This window comes from Variovorax sp. PBL-H6 (assembly GCF_901827155.1).
Lineage (GTDB): Bacteria > Pseudomonadota > Gammaproteobacteria > Burkholderiales > Burkholderiaceae_C > Variovorax.
In genome coordinates, this window is sequence record NZ_LR594659.1 from 4,451,093 (window position 1) to 4,468,596 (window position 17,504).

Consider the following 17,504-nt stretch of genomic DNA (forward strand, 5'->3'; position numbering starts at 1 on the left):
GGGTTATCCACAAGTTCACAACAACATCTTTTTCGCGTTCAGGAGAAACAACATGGGCAAAATCATCGGCATCGACCTCGGCACCACGAACTCGTGCGTGTCGATCATGGAAGGCAACACGACTCGCGTCATCGAGAACTCCGAAGGCGCCCGCACCACGCCTTCGATCGTCGCGTACCAGGAAGACGGCGAAGTGCTCGTCGGCGCCTCGGCCAAGCGCCAGGCGGTGACCAACCCCAGGAACACCGTCTACGCCGTCAAACGCCTGATCGGCCGCAAGTTCGAGGAGAAGGAAGTCCAGAAGGACATCGACCTGATGCCCTACACCATCAGCAAGGCCGACAACGGCGACGCCTGGGTGGAGGTGCGCGGCAAGAAGCTGGCGCCGCCCCAGGTCAGCGCCGAGATCCTGCGCAAGATGAAGAAGACCGCCGAGGACTACCTCGGCGAGGCCGTGACCGAGGCCGTGATCACCGTGCCGGCCTACTTCAACGACAGCCAGCGCCAGGCCACCAAGGACGCGGGCCGCATCGCCGGGCTGGACGTGAAGCGCATCATCAACGAGCCAACGGCGGCTGCCCTGGCCTTCGGCCTCGACAAGCAGGACCGCGCGGACCGCAAGATCGCCGTGTATGACCTGGGCGGCGGCACCTTCGACATCTCGATCATCGAGATCGCGGACGTCGACGGCGAGAAGCAGTTCGAGGTGCTGTCGACCAACGGCGACACCTTCCTCGGCGGCGAGGACTTCGACCAGCGCGTGATCGACTACATCATCGGCGAGTTCAAGAAGGACCAGGGCGTGGACCTGAGCAAGGACGTGCTCGCCCTGCAGCGCCTGAAGGAAGCGGCCGAGAAGGCGAAGATCGAGCTGTCGAACAGCGCGCAGACCGACGTCAACCTGCCCTACATCACGGCCGACGCCTCGGGCCCGAAGCACCTGAACATCAAGCTCACCCGCGCCAAGCTGGAGAGCCTGGTCGACGAGCTGATCGAGCGCACCATTGCGCCCTGCCGCACTGCCATCAAGGACGCCGGCGTGTCGGTCAACGACATCCATGACGTGATCCTGGTCGGCGGCATGACCCGCATGCCCAAGGTGCAGGAAAAGGTGAAGGAGTTCTTCGGCCGCGAGCCGCGCAAGGACGTCAACCCCGACGAGGCGGTGGCCGTCGGCGCCGCGATCCAGGGCCAGGTGCTCTCGGGCGATCGCAAGGACGTGCTGCTGCTCGACGTGACCCCGCTGTCGCTCGGTATCGAGACGATGGGCGGCGTGATGACCAAGATGATCACGAAGAACACCACGATTCCTACCAAGTTCGCGCAGACCTTCTCGACGGCCGAAGACAACCAGCCGGCCGTGACCATCAAGGTGTTCCAGGGCGAACGCGAGGTGGCCGCGGGCAACAAGCTGCTGGGCGAGTTCAACCTCGAGGGCATTCCGCCGGCCGGGCGCGGCACGCCGCAGATCGAGGTCAGCTTCGACATCGACGCCAACGGCATCCTGCACGTCGGCGCCAAGGACAAGGGCACCGGCAAGGAGAACAAGATCACCATCAAGGCGAACTCGGGCCTGTCGGAGGACGAGATCCAGAAGATGGTGAAGGACGCCGAGCTCAACGCGGCCGAGGACAAGAAGAAGGTCGAGCTGGCCCAGGCCCGCAACCAGGGCGAAGCCATGGCCCACAGCGTGAAGAAGTCGCTGGCCGAGCATGGCGCGAGCCTTGAAACCGGCGAGAAGGAAAAGATCGAAGCCGCGATCAAGGAACTGGAAGAAGTCCTCAAGGGCGAGGACAAGGCAGCGATCGAGGACAAGACCAACACGCTGATGACCGCCAGCCAGAAGCTCGGCGAGAAGATGTACGCCGACGCCCAGTCCGCGGCTGGCGGTGCGGCCGGAGCGGCACCGGGCGGCGGGGCAGCCGGTGCTGGCCCGGAAGCTGCGGGCAGCGCCGCGGCCGACGACAACGTGGTCGATGCCGAAGTCAAGGAAGTCAAGAAGGGTTGACCTGAAGACGCCCGTGCAAGGCTGGATCTCCTGACAAGGCGATCCGGCCTTTTCTGTTCTCGACACCGCTACCGAACATGGCCACCAAACGCGACTACTACGAAACCCTCGGCGTTCCCAAGAACGCAAGCGAGGAGGAAATCAAGAAGGCTTATCGCAAGCTCGCGATGAAGCACCACCCCGACCGCAACCATGGCGACAGCAAGGATGCCGAGACCAAGTTCAAGGAGGTCAAGGAAGCCTACGAGATGCTGTCGGACCCGCAGAAGCGCGCCGCCTACGACCAGTACGGCCATGCGGGAGTCGATCCCAACATGCGCGGCGGCCCGGGAGCCGAAGGGTTCGGCGGCTTTGCGGAAGCGTTCGGCGACATCTTCGGCGACGTGTTCGGCGCCCGAGCCGGCGGCCGGGCCGGCGGCCGCCAGGTGTTCCGCGGCAGCGACCTGAGCTACGCGATGGAGATCACGCTCGAGGAGGCGGCCGACGGCAAGGATGCGCAGATCCGCATCCCCAGCTGGGACGACTGCGGCACCTGCAAGGGCACCGGCGCCAAGCCCGGCACCAAGCCCATCACCTGCACCACCTGCCATGGCAACGGCGTCGTCCAGATGCGCCAGGGCTTCTTCAGCGTGCAGCAGACCTGCCCCACCTGCCACGGCACCGGCAAGATCATTCCCGAGCCCTGCGCCACCTGCCACGGCCAGGGCAAGATCAAGAACCACAAGACGCTCGAGGTCAAGATCCCGGCCGGCATCGACGATGGCATGCGCATCCGGAGCACCGGCAATGGCGAGCCCGGCACCAATGGCGGCCCGCCCGGCGACCTCTACATCGAGATCCGCCTGAAGAAGCACGAGCTGTTCGAGCGCGACGGCGACGACTTGCACTGCGTGGTGCCGGTCAGCATCACGACCGCAGCGCTCGGCGGCGAGATCAGCGTGCCCACGCTCAAGGGCCCGGCGGCCATCGACATTCCGGACGGCACCCAGAGCGGCAAGCAGTTCCGCCTGCGCGGCAAGGGGATCAAGGGCGTGCGCTCGAGCTACCCCGGCGACCTGTACTGCCACATCCGCGTCGAGACGCCGGTCAAGCTCACCGAGCACCAGCGCAAGCTGATGAAGGAACTCGACGAGTCCCTCAGGAAGGGCGGCGACAAGCACAGCCCGACCGACAAGGGCTGGTTCGACAAGGCCAAGGAGTTCTTCAGCTAGCCACGCTCAAGGGAAAACCCTGCGTCCGGGCTTGATGGGTTCAGGCCCGTGCACGGTCGCGCGGCTGCGGCCGAATTGGCCGCTCAAGGTAGCATTTGGTCTCGTCAAGGAGATCATCTTGCGCATCGCTTCCTACCAGTATCAAGGCCGCCGCCATGTCGGGCTGGTTGCCGATGACGGGCAGAGCCTCCACCCGTTCGCCGTCGACGCCGGTCGCGCGCAGCGCGGTGTCCTGCCCCTCATCGAAGACCGGGCCGTCGGCACGGCGTGGCCCGCGCCCACCGGCGAGACCCTGGCGCTCGCCGATGTGAGGCTCGAAGCCCCTTTGCCCCTGCCGCGCCGCAACCTGTTCTGCGTCGGCCGTAACTACCACGCGCACGCCAAGGAGCTGTCGAGCTCGGTGTTCAAGAACAACGCGGCGAACCCCCAGGAATGGCCGATCGTGTTCACGAAGGTGCCCGAATGCGTGATCGGGCCAGCCGACGAGGTCCGGTTGCCGGGCGACACGATTTCGGCGCAGATCGACTATGAGGCCGAGCTGGCCGTGGTCATCGGCAAGACCGGCCGCAACATCGCGCGCGCCGAAGCGATGTCGCACATCTTCGGCTACACCATCGTCAACGACATCACCGCGCGCGATGTCCAGATGCGGCACCAGCAATGGGATCTCGGCAAATCCTTCGACACCTTCTGTCCGATGGGGCCCTGGATCGTCAGTGCCGACGCGCTGGACGGCACGCAGACCCGGGTGCGCTGCTGGGTCAACGGCGAGTTGCGCCAGGACGCCCGCACCACGGATTTCATCTTCGACATCCCGAGCCTGATCGAGACCTGCTCGCGCGGCATCACGCTGTATCCGGGCGACGTGATCGCGACCGGTACGCCGGCTGGTGTCGGCATGGGCTTCACGCCGCCGCGCTACCTGAAGGCGGGTGACACGGTCCGCATCGAGATCGACGGGCTCGGCACGCTGGAGAACCGCTTCGCCTGAGGCCTGGACGTTTCCGCGGCATCCCCGGATGCAAAGTTCCGCAAGTACTTCCCTGCATAGCTGCATAGAACGGAGACAAGAACCATGCACCGACCCCGCCGCGCCCTGCTGCGAGCCACGCTGCTCGCCGTCGCTTGCTGCATTGCCGCAAGCACGCCCGCCCAGTCGAGCTGGCCGGCCAAGCCGATCACCATGATCGTGCCGTTCCCGCCAGGCGGGGTGGCCGACACGGTCGCTCGGCCAGTGGCGGAGGGCTTGTCGCGCGAGCTCGGGCAGACCGTCGTGGTCGAGAACCGGGCAGGCGCCGGCGGCGCGGTGGGTATCGGCTTCGTGGCCCGCGCGCCAGCGGACGGCTACACGGTGCTGCTGAGCTTGTCCTCGATCTCCATCCTGCCGGAGGCCGACCTGCTCCTGGAGCGCAAGCCTGCCTACCAGACGAGCCAGTTCACCCCCATCGCTCGCTTCACGGCCGATCCGACCGTGCTCGCGGTCCGCGCCGACGCGCCTTGGCAGACGCTGTCCGAGTTCGTGGCCGATGCACGCCGCAGGCCTGGCGCTTACAACTACGGCAGCTCCGGCAACTACGGCACCATGCACGTGCCGATGGAAATGCTGAAGAGCGCAGCGGGCTTTCGCATGACCCACATCCCCTACACCGGCGCGGGTCCTGCCGTGGTCGCTCTGCTTGCGGGCCAGGTGGACGCGGTCGCCAGCGGGCCTGCGACGGTGGTGCAGCAGATCAAGGCCGGCAAGCTGCGGGCGCTCGCGCATTGGGGCGACCGGCCGTTGGCAGCGCTGCCGGGCGTCCCCAGCCTCGAACAGGCCGGGTTCAACGTGAAGTTCGCGCAGTGGTCCGGGCTGTTCGTTCCGGCGGGCACGCCGGACGACGTGGTCAGGAAGCTGCGCGCGGCCTCGGCCAAGGCGGCGGCGGATCCAGCCGTGGTCCAGGTCATCGAGAAGGCCGGCAGTCCCATGGCCTATCTCGATGCGCCCGAGTTCCAGTCCTACTGGCGCACCGACGCTGGAGTGATGACCGAAGCAGTCCGGAAGATCGGAAAGGTCGAGTAACAAAATGGCGCCCCTTCGGGGCGTTTTTTTTCATCTCGCCGGCCGCTGTCGCGTTTACGTCATGTGGGAAATAGTCTTTGCTCATGTCCTGCTGACGTCCCAGCGCGAATCGAAGATGATGTCCTACATCGGCATATGCGGTACAGGCGGTGAAGGTGCTATGTCTCCTGTCCTAAGCTTTCCTCGATTGCAGCGCATTTATGCCGATTGCTTCCGCTTCCGCGTTGGAACTTTTAGACGGACGGTTCGTTCTTATTTGAAAACCAATTTGCTCGACGCCCTGTTTGTTCTATGCTTTGAGCCAAGTTACTGCTCGAGGAGTTTTTCGTAAGCGTGCTCAACTCACCTGGCACCATTCCTGCGAACGATGCGATGTGTGCAGCACGGAAACTCCGGGCAGCGCCCCGCTGACTCGATGGAGGTGTTTATGGATGTCATCAGTAACTTCGCCGCCCGCTACGAGCGGACTCGCGAAGAGGTCCTTTCCCTGCAGGAGTACCTCGAGATCTGCAAACGGGAGCCCACGGCCTACGCGACCGCGTCCGAGCGAATGCTCAAGGCCATCGGGGAGCCGGAGCTCGTCGACACGCGCAACGACCCGCGCCTGTCGCGCATCTTCGCCAACAAGGTCATCAAGATCTACCCGGCCTTCCGCGAGTTCTACGGCATGGAGGACGCCATCGAACAGGTGGTGTCCTACTTCCGGCACGCGGCGCAGGGGCTCGAAGAGAGAAAGCAGATCCTCTACCTGCTCGGCCCTGTCGGCGGCGGCAAGAGCTCGATCGCCGAGCGGCTGAAGCAGCTGATGGAGCAGGTGCCCTTCTATGCCATCAAGGGATCGCCGGTCAACGAATCGCCGCTCGGCCTCTTCAACGCCACCGAGGACGGCGAGATCCTCGAGAAGGAATACGGCATCCCGCAGCGCTACCTCAACCGCATCCTCTCGCCCTGGGCGGTGAAGCGGCTCGAGGAATACGGCGGCGACATCCGGCAGTTCCAGGTCGTCAAGCGCTACCCCTCGGTGCTGCGCCAGATCGCGGTGGCGAAGACCGAGCCCGGCGACGAGAACAACCAGGACATCTCGTCGCTGGTCGGCAAGATCGACATCCGCAAGCTCGAGACCTATGCGCAGGACGACCCGGACGCCTACGCCTACTCCGGCGGGCTGTGCCTGGCCAACCAGGGCTTGCTGGAGTTCGTCGAGATGTTCAAGGCGCCCATCAAGGTGCTGCATCCGTTGCTGACCGCCACGCAGGAAGGCAACTTCAAGGGCACCGAAGGCTTCGGCGCCATTCCCTTCGACGGCATCGTGCTTGCGCACAGCAACGAGAGCGAATGGAAGGCCTTCCGCAACAACAAGAACAACGAGGCATTCCTCGACCGGATCTACATCGTCAAGGTGCCCTACTGCCTGCGCGTCTCCGAAGAGATCAAGATCTACGAGAAGCTGGTGCGCAACTCCTCGCTGTCGCTGGCGCCCTGCGCGCCCGGCACGCTGCGCATGATGGCCCAGTTCTCGGTGCTCACGCGGCTGAAGGAGCCGGAGAACTCCAGCATCTTCAGCAAGATGCAGGTGTACGACGGCGAGAACCTCAAGGACACCGATCCCAAGGCCAAGTCGATCCAGGAGTACCGCGACTACGCGGGCGTGGACGAGGGCATGAGCGGCGTGTCCACCCGCTTCGCGTTCAAGATCATCTCCAAGGTCTTCAACTTCGACAGCGGCGAGGTTGCCGCCAACCCGGTGCACCTGATGTACGTGCTCGAGCAGCAGATCGAGCGCGAGCAGTTCGCGGCCGAGACCGAGCAGAAGTACCTGTCGTATATCAAGGAGCTGATGGCGCCGCGCTATGCGGAGTTCATCGGCAAGGAGATCCAGACCGCCTACCTCGAAAGCTACTCAGAGTACGGCCAGAACATCTTCGACCGGTACGTCACCTACGCCGACTACTGGATCCAGGACCAGGAGTACCGTGACCAGGACACCGGCGAGGTGTTCGACCGCGGCTCCCTCAACGCCGAGCTCGAGAAGATCGAGAAGCCCGCGGGCATCAGCAACCCCAAGGACTTCCGCAACGAGATCGTGAACTTCGTGCTGCGCGCGCGCGCCGGCAACGCGGGCAAGAACCCGCTGTGGACCAGCTACGAAAAGCTGCGCACGGTGATCGAGAAGAAGATGTTCTCCAACACCGAGGAGCTGCTGCCCGTCATCAGCTTCAACGCCAAGAGCAGCGCCGACGAGATGAAGAAGCACGAGGATTTCGTCAACCGCATGGTGCAGAAGGGCTACACCGCCAAGCAGGTCCGCCTCTTGTGCGAGTGGTATCTGCGCGTACGCAAGAGCTCATGATGAGCTGACAAGGGAGTCAGGGCCGTGGCCATGCTGCAGCAGATCATCGACCGTCGTCTGTCGGGGAAGAACAAGTCCATCGGCAACCGCGAGCGTTTCCTGCGGCGCTATCGCGAGCAGATCGGGGAAGCCGTGCGGCGTGCCGTCAGCGGGCGCAACATCCGGGACCTCGAGCAGGGCGAGGACATCACGCTGCCCAAGCGTGACGTGTCCGAGCCGGTGTTCGGCCACGGGCCCGGCGGCGACCGCGAGTACGTGCACCCGGGCAACCGCGAGTACGTCAAGGGCGACCGCATCGAGCGGCCCCAGGGCGGCGGTGGTGGCAAGGGCAGCGGCTCGCAGGCCGGCGACGGCGAAGGCGGCGAGGACGACTTCGTCTTCCGCCTCACCAAGGAAGAGTTCATGCGGGTCTTCTTCGAGGACCTCGCACTCCCCCATCTGATCCGCACCCAGCTGGCCGAGGTGCCGGAATGGAAAAGCCACCGCGCCGGCTTCACGCAGGACGGCATGCCCACCAACCTGCACGTGGTGCGCTCCATGCGCGGCGCACTGGCGCGGCGCATCGCGTTGGGCGGCGACTCGCGGCGAGAGATCCGCGAGCTCGAGGCCCACCTGCTGCACCTCAAGCGCAGCCCGCGCGCGGCCGATGCGCTTGTGCAACGCGAGATCCGCGACACCGAGGCCAAGATCGAGGAGCTGCGGGCGAAGGCCAAGCACATCCCCTTTCTGGACCCGATCGACCTTCGCTACCGCAACCGGGTGAAGGTGCCGATCCCCTCCGCCAAGGCCGTGATGTTCTGCCTGATGGACGTCTCCGGCTCGATGGACGAGGCGCGCAAGGACATGTCCAAGCGCTTCTTCATGCTGCTGTACCTGTTCCTGACGCGCCACTACGAGAAGATCGAGCTGGTCTTCATCCGGCACCACACCCAGGCCAGCGAAGTCAGCGAGGAAGAGTTCTTCCACGCCACCGAGACCGGCGGTACGGTGGTTTCCAGCGCGCTCACGCTGATGCACGACATCGTCCGCGCGCGTTTTCCGAGCAACGAGTGGAACATCTACGGCGCCCAGGCCAGCGACGGCGACAACTGGCACCAGGACAGCGGCCGATGCCGGGAGCTCCTGGCCGATCACCTGCTGCCGCTGGTGCGCTACTACGCCTACGTGCAGGTGGCGGACGCCGAGCAGAACATGTGGGAGGAGTACACACAGCTGGTCGATTCCCACAAGAACTTCGCGATGCGCAAGGTCGCCGACGCGGCGGACATCTACCCGGTGTTCCGCGACCTGTTCAAAAAGGAGAGGGGGACGGTGTGAACGCCAGGAAACGAGAACCTCTGCCCAGCCCTTCGGACTGGACCTTCGAGCTGATCGAGCGATACCACAGCGAGATCGCCCGTGTGGCGCGCGGCTACAACCTGGACACCTACGCCAACCAGCTCGAGATCATCACGGCCGAGCAGATGATGGACGCCTACGCCTCGGTCGGCATGCCGGTCATCTACCGCCACTGGTCGTACGGCAAACAGTTCATCTCCACCGAGAAGAACTACCGCCGCGGCCACATGGGCCTGGCCTACGAGATCGTCATCAACTCCGACCCCTGCATCGCCTATTTGATGGAAGAGAACACCATGGCCATGCAGGCCCTGGTGATCGCCCATGCCGCCTATGGGCACAACAGCTTCTTCAAGGGCAACTACCTCTTCAAGATGTGGACGGACGCCTCGTCCATCATCGACTACCTCGTCTACGCCCGGCACTACATCAGCGAGTGCGAAGAACGGCACGGGTTGCCGGCCGTCGAGGACCTGCTCGACTCCTGCCATGCGCTGATGAACCACGGCGTGGACCGCTACCGCCGTCCGCAGCGCCTGTCGCTGAGCCAGGAACAGGCGCGCCGCGAGGACCGTGAGCACCATCTGCAGCAACAGGTCAACGACCTCTGGCGCACCCTTCCCAAGCGCGCCGGCCGCACCGCCGAAGAAGAAGAAGCCGCCAAGCGCTTCCCCTCCGAGCCGCAGGAGAACCTGCTCTACTTCATTGAGAAGAATGCACCATTGCTGGAGCCCTGGCAGCGCGAAGTGGTGCGTATCGTGCGCAAGGTGGGGCAGTACTTCTACCCGCAGCGCCAGACCCAGGTCATGAACGAGGGCTGGGCGACCTTCTGGCACTACACCCTGCTCAACACCCTGTACGACGAGGGCCTGCTGGCCGACGGCTTCATGATGGAGTGGCTGCAGTCGCACACCAACGTGGTGTTCCAGCCGCCGGTCGGCCACCGCGCCTACAGCGGCATCAACCCCTATGCGCTGGGCTTCGCGATGTACACCGACTTGCGACGCGTCTGCGAGGACCCTACCGAGGAGGACCGCCGCTGGTTCCCCGACCTGGCCGGCTCGCCCTGGCAGCAGACGCTCGACTACGCGATGCGCAACTTCAAGGACGAGAGCTTCGTTGGCCAGTTTCTCTCCCCGAAGCTGATGCGCGACTTCCGCTTCTTCGCGATCAGCGACAAGCAGAGCGAGTCAGAGCTCGAGGTGTCTGCCATCCACGACGACAGCGGCTACAGGCAGCTGAGAGAGTCGCTGTCGCGGCAGTACGACCTCAATCACCGCGAACCCAACATCCAGGTCTGGAGCGTCAACCTGCGCGGCGATCGTTCACTGACCCTGCGCCACACCCAGCACAACGACCGCCCGCTGCACGACGACGCACACGAAGTGCTCAAGCACGTCGCCCGCCTCTGGGGCTTCGACGTGCATCTCGAGAGCGTCGACAGCCAGGGCCGCGTGAGCCACCGCAAGGTGGCTGGCCCGCTGGCCGCCTAGCGCGGCACCTTCAGCTTGTCGCGCGCCGCCAGCGCGAGGTCGCGCGCATGGCAGTCCTCGACATGGTCATTGACCAGCCCCATGGCCTGCATGAACGCATAGACAGTCGTCGGGCCGACGAAGCTCCAGCCCCTCTTCTTCAGGTCCTTGGACATCGCCACCGACTCCGGGGACGTCGTCATTGCCGTCAGCGCCTCGTGGGTGATGCGCCGAGGGCGCGAGGCAGGGTCAGGCTCGAAGCCCCAGGCATAGGCGGCGAGCGAGCCGAACTGCTCGCGCAATTCCAGCACCCGTTGCGCGTTGTTGATGGCCGACTCGATCTTGCCGCGGTGCCGCACGATGCCCGCATCGCCGAGCAGGCGCTCCACGTCCTTCGGCTTGAAGCGCGCGACGCGTTCGGCATCGAACTCCGCGAAGGCGCGCCGAAAGGCCTCGCGCTTGTTGAGGATGGTGAGCCAGCTCAGGCCCGCCTGGAAACCTTCGAGGCACAGTTTCTCGAACAGGCGCCGGTCGTCTGTGACAGGGAATCCCCACTCGTTGTCGTGGTAGTGCTGGTAGGCCCCGGTGGACTGGCACCAGCGGCAGCGCAGCGCGCCGTCTTCGCCCGTGAACAGGCCCGGTCGATCAAGGCTCATGCACTCACCCGCACCAGCGCCTCGATCGCCAGCGCATAGCCCTTGACGCCGAAGCCGACGATGATGCCGCGCGCCGCCGGCGAGATGTACGAATGGTGGCGGAACTCCTCGCGCGCATGCACGTTCGAGATGTGCAGTTCCACCAGCGGGACGCTTGCGCCCTTGATCGCGTCGTGCAGCGCGATCGAGGTGTGGGTATAGGCGCCGGGGTTCATCACCACGCCCAGCATGCGGCCGGCCGCCACCTCGCGGCCGGCCTCATGAATCCAGTCGATCAAATGGCCCTCGTGATTGGACTGCCGGCATTCGATGCCCACGCCCAGCTTCGTACCCGCCTCGGCGCACAGGCGCTCGACATCCGCCAGTGTTTCGTGGCCGTACTGGGCGGGCTCGCGGGTGCCGAGCAGGTTGAGGTTGGGGCCATTGAGGACGAGGATCTTCTTCATGGCGCGTTTGTAGCAGGGTATGGCATAAAGTGAACCGCTGGCTGTGCCCGCCTTTGACACTTTTTTCGCCTACTCATGAAAACCAAAGCTGCTGTCGCCTGGAAATCTGCCGCCCCCCTGTCCATCGAAACCGTCGACCTCGAAGGCCCCAGGTTCGGCGAGGTCCTGGTCGAGATCAAGGCCACGGGCATCTGCCACACCGACTACTACACGCTCTCGGGCGCCGACCCCGAAGGCATCTTCCCGGCCATCCTCGGCCACGAAGGCGCAGGCATCGTGGTCGATGTCGGCCCCGGCGTGACCTCGCTCAAGAAGGGCGACCACGTCATCCCGCTCTACACGCCCGAGTGCCGGCAGTGCAAGTTCTGCCTCTCGCGCAAGACCAACCTCTGCCAGCTGATCCGCGGCACGCAAGGCAAGGGCCTGATGCCCGATGCCACCAGCCGCTTCAGCCTCGACGGCAAACCCATCTTCCACTACATGGGCACCTCCACCTTCAGCAACTACACGGTGGCGCCCGAGATCTCGATGGCCAAGATCCGCGAGGATGCGCCCTTCGACAAGGTCTGCTACATCGGCTGCGGCGTGACCACCGGCATCGGCGCCGTGATCTTCACCGCCAAGGTCGAAGCCGGCGCCAATGTGGTGGTGTTCGGTCTCGGCGGCATCGGGCTCAACGTGATTCAGGGCGCCAAGATGGTGGGCGCCGACAAGATCATCGGCGTCGACCTCAACCCGGCGCGCGAAGCGATGGCACGCAAGTTCGGCATGACGCACTTCCTCAACCCCAAGGAGCACGCCAACATCGTCGACGCCATCGTGCAGCTGACCGACGGCGGCGCCGACTACAGCTTCGAGTGCATCGGCAACACGCAGGTGATGCGCCAGGCGCTGGAGTGCACGCACAAGGGCTGGGGCCGCAGCATCATCATCGGCGTGGCCGAGGCCGGCGCCGAGATCAGCACCCGCCCCTTCCAGCTCGTCACCGGCCGCAAGTGGGAAGGCTCGGCCTTCGGCGGCGCGCGCGGCCGAACCGACGTGCCGAAGATCGTCGACTGGTACATGGAAAACAAGATCAACATCGACGACCTGATCACGCACACCATGCCGCTGGAGGACATCAACAAGGGCTTCGACCTGATGAAGCGCGGCGAATCGATCCGCGGCGTGGTCTTGTACTGACAGCCCGCGGAGATGACCGTGAAGACTCCGAACTGGTGAACGCTTTTCGACCATGAACCCAGGCATCCGCACGCTTTCCGAACACCGCTGCTTCGGCGGCACCCAAGCCTTCCACGAACACGACGCACGCGAAATCGGCCTGCCGATGCGCTTCTCGGTCTTCCTGCCGCCGCAGGCGCAGCAGGGCCCGGTGCCGGCCCTGATGTACCTGGCAGGCCTGACCTGCAACGAGGAGACCTTCATGGTCAAGGCCGGCGCCCAACGGCTCGCGGCCGAACTGGGCCTGGCGCTGATCGCGCCCGACACCAGCCCGCGCGGCGCCCAGGTGGCCGGCGAGAGCGACAACTGGGACTTCGGCGTCGGCGCCGGCTTCTACCTCGATGCCACGCAGGCGCCCTGGGCGACCAACTGGCGCATGGAAAGCTGGATCGTCCACGAGTTGCTGCCGCTGTTGGGCGCGCACTTCCCCATCGACATCCACCGCCTGGGTCTCTTCGGCCATTCGATGGGCGGCCACGGGGCGCTCACGCTGGCCCTGCGCCATCCGGGCCGCTTCGCCTCGCTCTCGGCCTTCGCGCCGATCTGCGCGCCCAGCGAGTGCCCCTGGGGCGAGAAGGCTTTCGGCGGCTACTTCGGCCCGGACCGCGAGCAATGGCTGGCACACGATGCGAGTGCGCTGATGCAGTCGCAGACCGCCGCGCCTTACCCTGGAGGCATCCTCGTCGACCAGGGCCTGGCGGACAAGTTCCTGCCCGACCAGCTGCATCCACACCGGCTCGAGACCGCCTGCCGCGCTGTCGGGCAGCCGCTCACGCTGCGCCGGCACGAGGGCTACGACCACGGCTACTACTTCGTGCAGAGCTTCGTGGCGGACCATCTGGCGCATCACGCCCGTTTCCTGCGGGGTTGAGCCCGGGCTGCCGCTCACGCGCAAAAGCGCGATCCCGCCAGTTCGGCTTCACGACGCCTGGCGCACCCAGCCACTCACCCGCTCCACCAACCCGGGCAGCGGCGCCGTCGCATCCACCGCCAGCACATCGGCCTCCCCGACCGGCGATTCCAAAGTCGCGAACTGATCGGCGACCAGGCTCGGGGAGAAGAAGTGCCCCGTTCCGCGCCCGGCGACGCGGCGCTCGGCCTCCTCACGCGACAATTCCATGAAGACAAAGAGGAGGCGAGGCACCCCGGCGCGCAGCCGGTCGCGGTAGGCGCGCTTCAGCGCCGAGCAGGTCAGCACCGCCCCGCGCGGATGAGCGGCGAGCGCACCCGCCAGCGTCTCAAGCCAGCCGGCCCGGTCGGCGTCGGTCAGCGCGATACCGGCGTGCATCTTGCTGACGTTCCCGGGCGAATGGAAGTCGTCGCCCTCGATCAGCGGCAGGCCCAGGGCCTGGGCCAGCGCGGCCCCGAGGGTGGATTTGCCGCACCCCGAGACGCCCATCACCACCAGCCAGCAAGGTGGGCTCTCCGACGAAGATAAGTAAAGCTCGGCCATTGGAACTATTGTGTTGCGTTCTCTACTTATGATGGCGCCCTTCGACGGGAAGTAACAAGCCGTTTCCATGGTCTCGCTCGCTCTGCGCCGCCCCTACACCTTCATCGTGATGGCGATGCTGATCGTGCTCGCCACGCCCTTCGTGCTCGCACGCATGGCGACCGACATCTTCCCCGAGATCAACATCCCGGTGCTCAGCATCATCTGGAACTACGGCGGCCTGCCGGCCCAGGAGATGGGGCAGCGCATCGCGGGCCAGACCGAGCGCGGCCTCACCACCACGGTGAGCGACATCGAGCATATCGAGTCGCAGTCGCTGGCCGGCGTGAGCGTGATCAAGATCTTCTTCCAGCCCACGGCCAACATCGAGACTGCAATCGCCCAGACCGTGGCCTCGGTGCAGACGCAGGTGCGCCAGCTGCCGCCCGGCATCACGCCGCCGCTGGTGATCAAGTACTCGGCTTCGAGCATCCCGGTCATTCAGCTCGCGCTGTCGAGCAGCGAGCGGCCGGAGAACTCGCTCTTCGACTCGGCCATCAACCAGCTGCGGCCACAGCTCATCACCATTCCGGGCGTCGCCATTCCGTTCCCCTACGGGGGCAAGAACCGCGTGATCTCGGTGGACCTCGACACCCAGGCCCTGCAGGCCCGCGGGCTCTCGCCGGCCGACGTGGTGAATGCGGTGAACGCGCAGAACCTGATCCTGCCCTCGGGCACCGCCAAGTTCGGCACCACCGAATACAGCGTGAAGATGAACGGCTCGCCCGAGGTGCTGGCCGGACTGAACGACCTGCCGGTGCGCACGGCCAACGGAGCCACCACCTACCTGCGCGACGTGGCCTACGTGCGCGATGGCTTCCAGCCGCAGACCAACATCGTGCGGCAGGACGGCGTGCGCGGCGTGCTGCTGTCGGTGATCAAGAACGGCAGCGCGTCGACGCTGGACATCGTCGCCAACCTGCGTGCGCTGCTGCCGGTGGCGCAGCAGGGCATGCCGCCGGACATCAAGGTCACGCCGCTGTTCGACCAGTCGCTGTTCGTCAAGGCGGCCGTGCAGGGGGTGGTGCTCGAGGCCGTCATTGCCGCCCTGCTGACCGCCGCGATGGTGCTGATCTTCCTGGGCAACTGGCGCAGCACGCTGATCATCGCGGCGACGATTCCGCTGTCGATCCTGGCCTCGATCCTGGCGCTCCATGCGCTGGGCCAGACGCTCAACCTCATGACGCTGGGCGGGCTCGCGCTCTCGGTCGGCATCCTGGTCGACCAGGCGATCGTGACCATCGAGAACATCGAGCGCCACCTGCACATGGGCACGCCGCTCAACGAGGCGATCATGGTGGGCGCCGGCGAGATCGGCACCGCGGCCTTCGTGTCCACGCTGTGCATCTGCATCGTGTTCGTGCCGATGTTCTTCCTCTCGGGCGTGGCGCGCTTCCTGTTCGTGCCGCTGGCGGAGGCGGTGGTGTTCGCGATGCTGGCCTCCTACATCCTGTCGCGAACGCTGGTGCCGACGCTGGTCATGCTGCTGATGGGCCGCGTGCACGCGCAACACCCGCACGGCGGCGCCGCCGCCGACGCCAGGCCCAGCCTGCTGCAGCGGGTCTACCGCAGCTTCGACCGGCGCTTCGAGCGCGTGCGACGCGCCTACACGCTGGTCCTGTCGGCGCTGCTGTCCAAGCGCGGGAGCTTCATCGCCCTCTTCCTGGGCTTCTGCCTCCTGTCGTGCCTGCTGTATCCGGTGCTGGGCCGCGACTTCTTTCCCGGCGTGGACGCAGGCCAGATCCGCCTGCACATGCGTGCGCCCACCGGCACCCGTATCGAAGAGACAGCGCGGCTGGCCGATGAAGTGGAAGCCGCGATCCGCGAGTTGGTGCCGAAGGACGAGCTCGAGACCGTCCTCGACAACCTGGGCGTGCCGAACAGCGGCATCAATCTTTCGTACAGCAACGCCGGCACCATCGGCACGCTCGACGGCGAGATCCTGCTCTCGCTGCGCGACGGCCACCGGCCGACCGAAGAGTTCGTATCGCTGCTGCGCGCGGAGCTGCCGAAGCGCTTCCCCGGCACCGAGTTCTTCTTCCAGCCCGCGGACATCGTCACGCAGATCCTCAACTTCGGGCTGCCCGCGGCCATCGACGTGCAGTTCAGCGGCAACGACCTGGCCGGCAATGCGCAGCACGCCGCGGCACTGGTCAAGGCCATCCGCAAGATTCCAGGTGCGGTCGACGCCCATGTGCACCAGCGCCTGGATGGCCCCAGTGTGAGCCTGCAGATGGACCGCACGCGGCTGCAGCAGGTCGGACTCACGGCCCAGAACGTCGGCCAGAACGTGTTGATCGCGCTCTCAGGCAGCTCGCAGACGGCGCCGGCCTTCTGGCTCAATCCGCAGAACGGCGTGGTCTACAGCGTCGCGGTGCAGACGCCCCAGTACAAGGTCGACTCGCTCGATGCGCTGCTCAATATCCCGGTGGGCGGCCAGGGGGCCGCGGCCGGGCCGCCGCAGCTCCTGGGCAACCTGGTCGAGGCGCAGGCCGCGCGGCAGCCTTCGGTGGTCTCGCGCTACAACATCTCGCCGGTGATCGACGTGTACGTCAGCGTGCAGGGCACCGACCTCGCCAGCGTGGCAGGCGAGGTCAAGAAGCTGGTCGACGAAGTGCGGCCCAAGCTCTCGCGCGGCAGCCAGGTCGCAATTCGCGGCCAGGTGGAGACCATGCAGTCCTCCTTTGTCGGGCTGGGCGTCGGGCTCGCGATGGCGATCGTGCTGGTGTACCTGCTGATCGTGGTCACCTTCCAGTCGTGGCTGGACGCCGCGATCATCATCACCGCCCTGCCCGCGGCGCTGGCCGGCATTGCCTGGATGCTGTTCCTCACGGGCACCACGCTGAGCGTGCCGGCGCTGACCGGCGCGATCATGACCATGGGCGTGGCCACCGCCAACAGCATCCTGCTGGTGTCCTTCGCGCGCGAGCGGCTGGATGCCGGCGTGCCGCCGCTGTCGGCGGCGCTGGAGGCCGGGGCCACGCGCATCCGGCCGGTGCTGATGACGGCCCTGGCGATGATCATCGGCATGATCCCGATGGCGCTGGGCCTGGGCGAAGGCGCCGAGCAGAATGCGCCGCTGGGCCGCGCCGTGATCGGCGGCCTGCTGTTCGCGACGGTGTCCACCCTCTTCTTCGTGCCGGCTGTGTATGCCGGCATCCATAGCCGCATGGCCCACCGCAAGGCCGCGCGCGAAGCCGAACTGACCGCGCCGCCCGTGCAGGGCACGGCGCCCCAGGAGAGTTGAAAGC

General features: G+C 65.8%; 13 protein-coding genes. 10 read left to right on the top strand and 3 right to left on the bottom strand.

The genetic code is table 11. From position 1 onward, the window contains the following. Positions 1-52 precede the first annotated feature (52 nt). The 7 genes from dnaK (at position 53) to G3W89_RS21100 (ending at position 10,459) form a co-directional block, all read left to right on the top strand. Positions 53-2,008 (top strand): molecular chaperone DnaK, encoded by a 1,956-nt coding sequence (gene dnaK, locus G3W89_RS21070; RefSeq protein WP_162576000.1) that lies wholly within the window; start codon positions 53-55, stop codon positions 2,006-2,008. A gap of 77 nt (positions 2,009-2,085) precedes the next feature. Further along, positions 2,086-3,219, top strand: a complete 1,134-nt coding sequence (dnaJ, locus tag G3W89_RS21075; protein WP_162576001.1) for a molecular chaperone DnaJ — start codon at positions 2,086-2,088, stop codon at positions 3,217-3,219. Positions 3,220-3,337: 118 nt separating this feature from the next. Continuing rightward, positions 3,338-4,210, top strand: a complete 873-nt coding sequence (locus tag G3W89_RS21080; RefSeq protein ID WP_162576002.1) for a fumarylacetoacetate hydrolase family protein — start codon at positions 3,338-3,340, stop codon at positions 4,208-4,210. Between the two features lie 84 nt (positions 4,211-4,294). Continuing rightward, positions 4,295-5,278, top strand: a complete 984-nt coding sequence (locus tag G3W89_RS21085) for a Bug family tripartite tricarboxylate transporter substrate binding protein (RefSeq protein WP_162576003.1) — start codon at positions 4,295-4,297, stop codon at positions 5,276-5,278. A 427-nt stretch (positions 5,279-5,705) separates the two neighbouring features. Next, on the top strand, positions 5,706-7,628 hold the full coding sequence (locus G3W89_RS21090) for a PrkA family serine protein kinase (RefSeq protein ID WP_162576004.1): 1,923 nt from the start codon (positions 5,706-5,708) through the stop codon (positions 7,626-7,628). Positions 7,629-7,658: 30 nt separating this feature from the next. Further along, on the top strand, positions 7,659-8,945 hold the full coding sequence (locus G3W89_RS21095) for a YeaH/YhbH family protein (RefSeq protein ID WP_174258331.1): 1,287 nt from the start codon (positions 7,659-7,661) through the stop codon (positions 8,943-8,945). Beyond that, complete coding sequence (locus G3W89_RS21100) at positions 8,942-10,459, top strand: SpoVR family protein (protein ID WP_162576006.1); 1,518 nt, start codon at positions 8,942-8,944, stop codon at positions 10,457-10,459. Before G3W89_RS21095 ends, G3W89_RS21100 begins: the two co-directional genes overlap by 4 nt. Here the strand turns inward: G3W89_RS21100 and G3W89_RS21105 are convergent. Continuing rightward, a complete protein-coding gene (locus G3W89_RS21105; RefSeq protein ID WP_162576007.1) occupies positions 10,456-11,094 on the bottom strand; it encodes a DNA-3-methyladenine glycosylase I in 639 nt (212 codons plus the stop codon). The genes G3W89_RS21100 and G3W89_RS21105 overlap by 4 nt on opposite strands. Further along, positions 11,091-11,540, bottom strand: a complete 450-nt coding sequence (gene aroQ, locus G3W89_RS21110) for a type II 3-dehydroquinate dehydratase (RefSeq protein ID WP_162576008.1) — start codon at positions 11,538-11,540, stop codon at positions 11,091-11,093. The genes G3W89_RS21105 and aroQ overlap by 4 nt, the downstream gene beginning before the upstream one ends. A gap of 75 nt (positions 11,541-11,615) precedes the next feature. Between aroQ and G3W89_RS21115 the strand changes: the two genes are divergently transcribed. Together G3W89_RS21115 and fghA are read left to right on the top strand one after the other, a co-directional pair. Next, positions 11,616-12,722 carry an S-(hydroxymethyl)glutathione dehydrogenase/class III alcohol dehydrogenase gene (locus G3W89_RS21115; protein ID WP_162576009.1) on the top strand — a complete coding sequence of 369 codons (1,107 nt, stop codon included), beginning with the start codon at positions 11,616-11,618 and terminating at the stop codon, positions 12,720-12,722. Between the two features lie 52 nt (positions 12,723-12,774). Continuing rightward, entirely contained in the window at positions 12,775-13,632 is an 858-nt protein-coding gene (fghA, locus tag G3W89_RS21120) for an S-formylglutathione hydrolase (RefSeq protein ID WP_162576010.1), read from the top strand. Between the two features lie 48 nt (positions 13,633-13,680). On the opposite strand, the gene G3W89_RS21125 is transcribed toward fghA, so the two are convergent. Then, positions 13,681-14,214, bottom strand: coding sequence for a gluconokinase (locus G3W89_RS21125; protein ID WP_232076670.1), 534 nt, complete (start codon positions 14,212-14,214; stop codon positions 13,681-13,683). Positions 14,215-14,281: 67 nt separating this feature from the next. On the opposite strand from G3W89_RS21125, the gene G3W89_RS21130 reads away from it, so the two are divergent. After that, positions 14,282-17,500 carry an efflux RND transporter permease subunit gene (locus G3W89_RS21130; RefSeq protein ID WP_162576011.1) on the top strand — a complete coding sequence of 1,073 codons (3,219 nt, stop codon included), beginning with the start codon at positions 14,282-14,284 and terminating at the stop codon, positions 17,498-17,500. Positions 17,501-17,504: the final 4 nt, after the last annotated feature.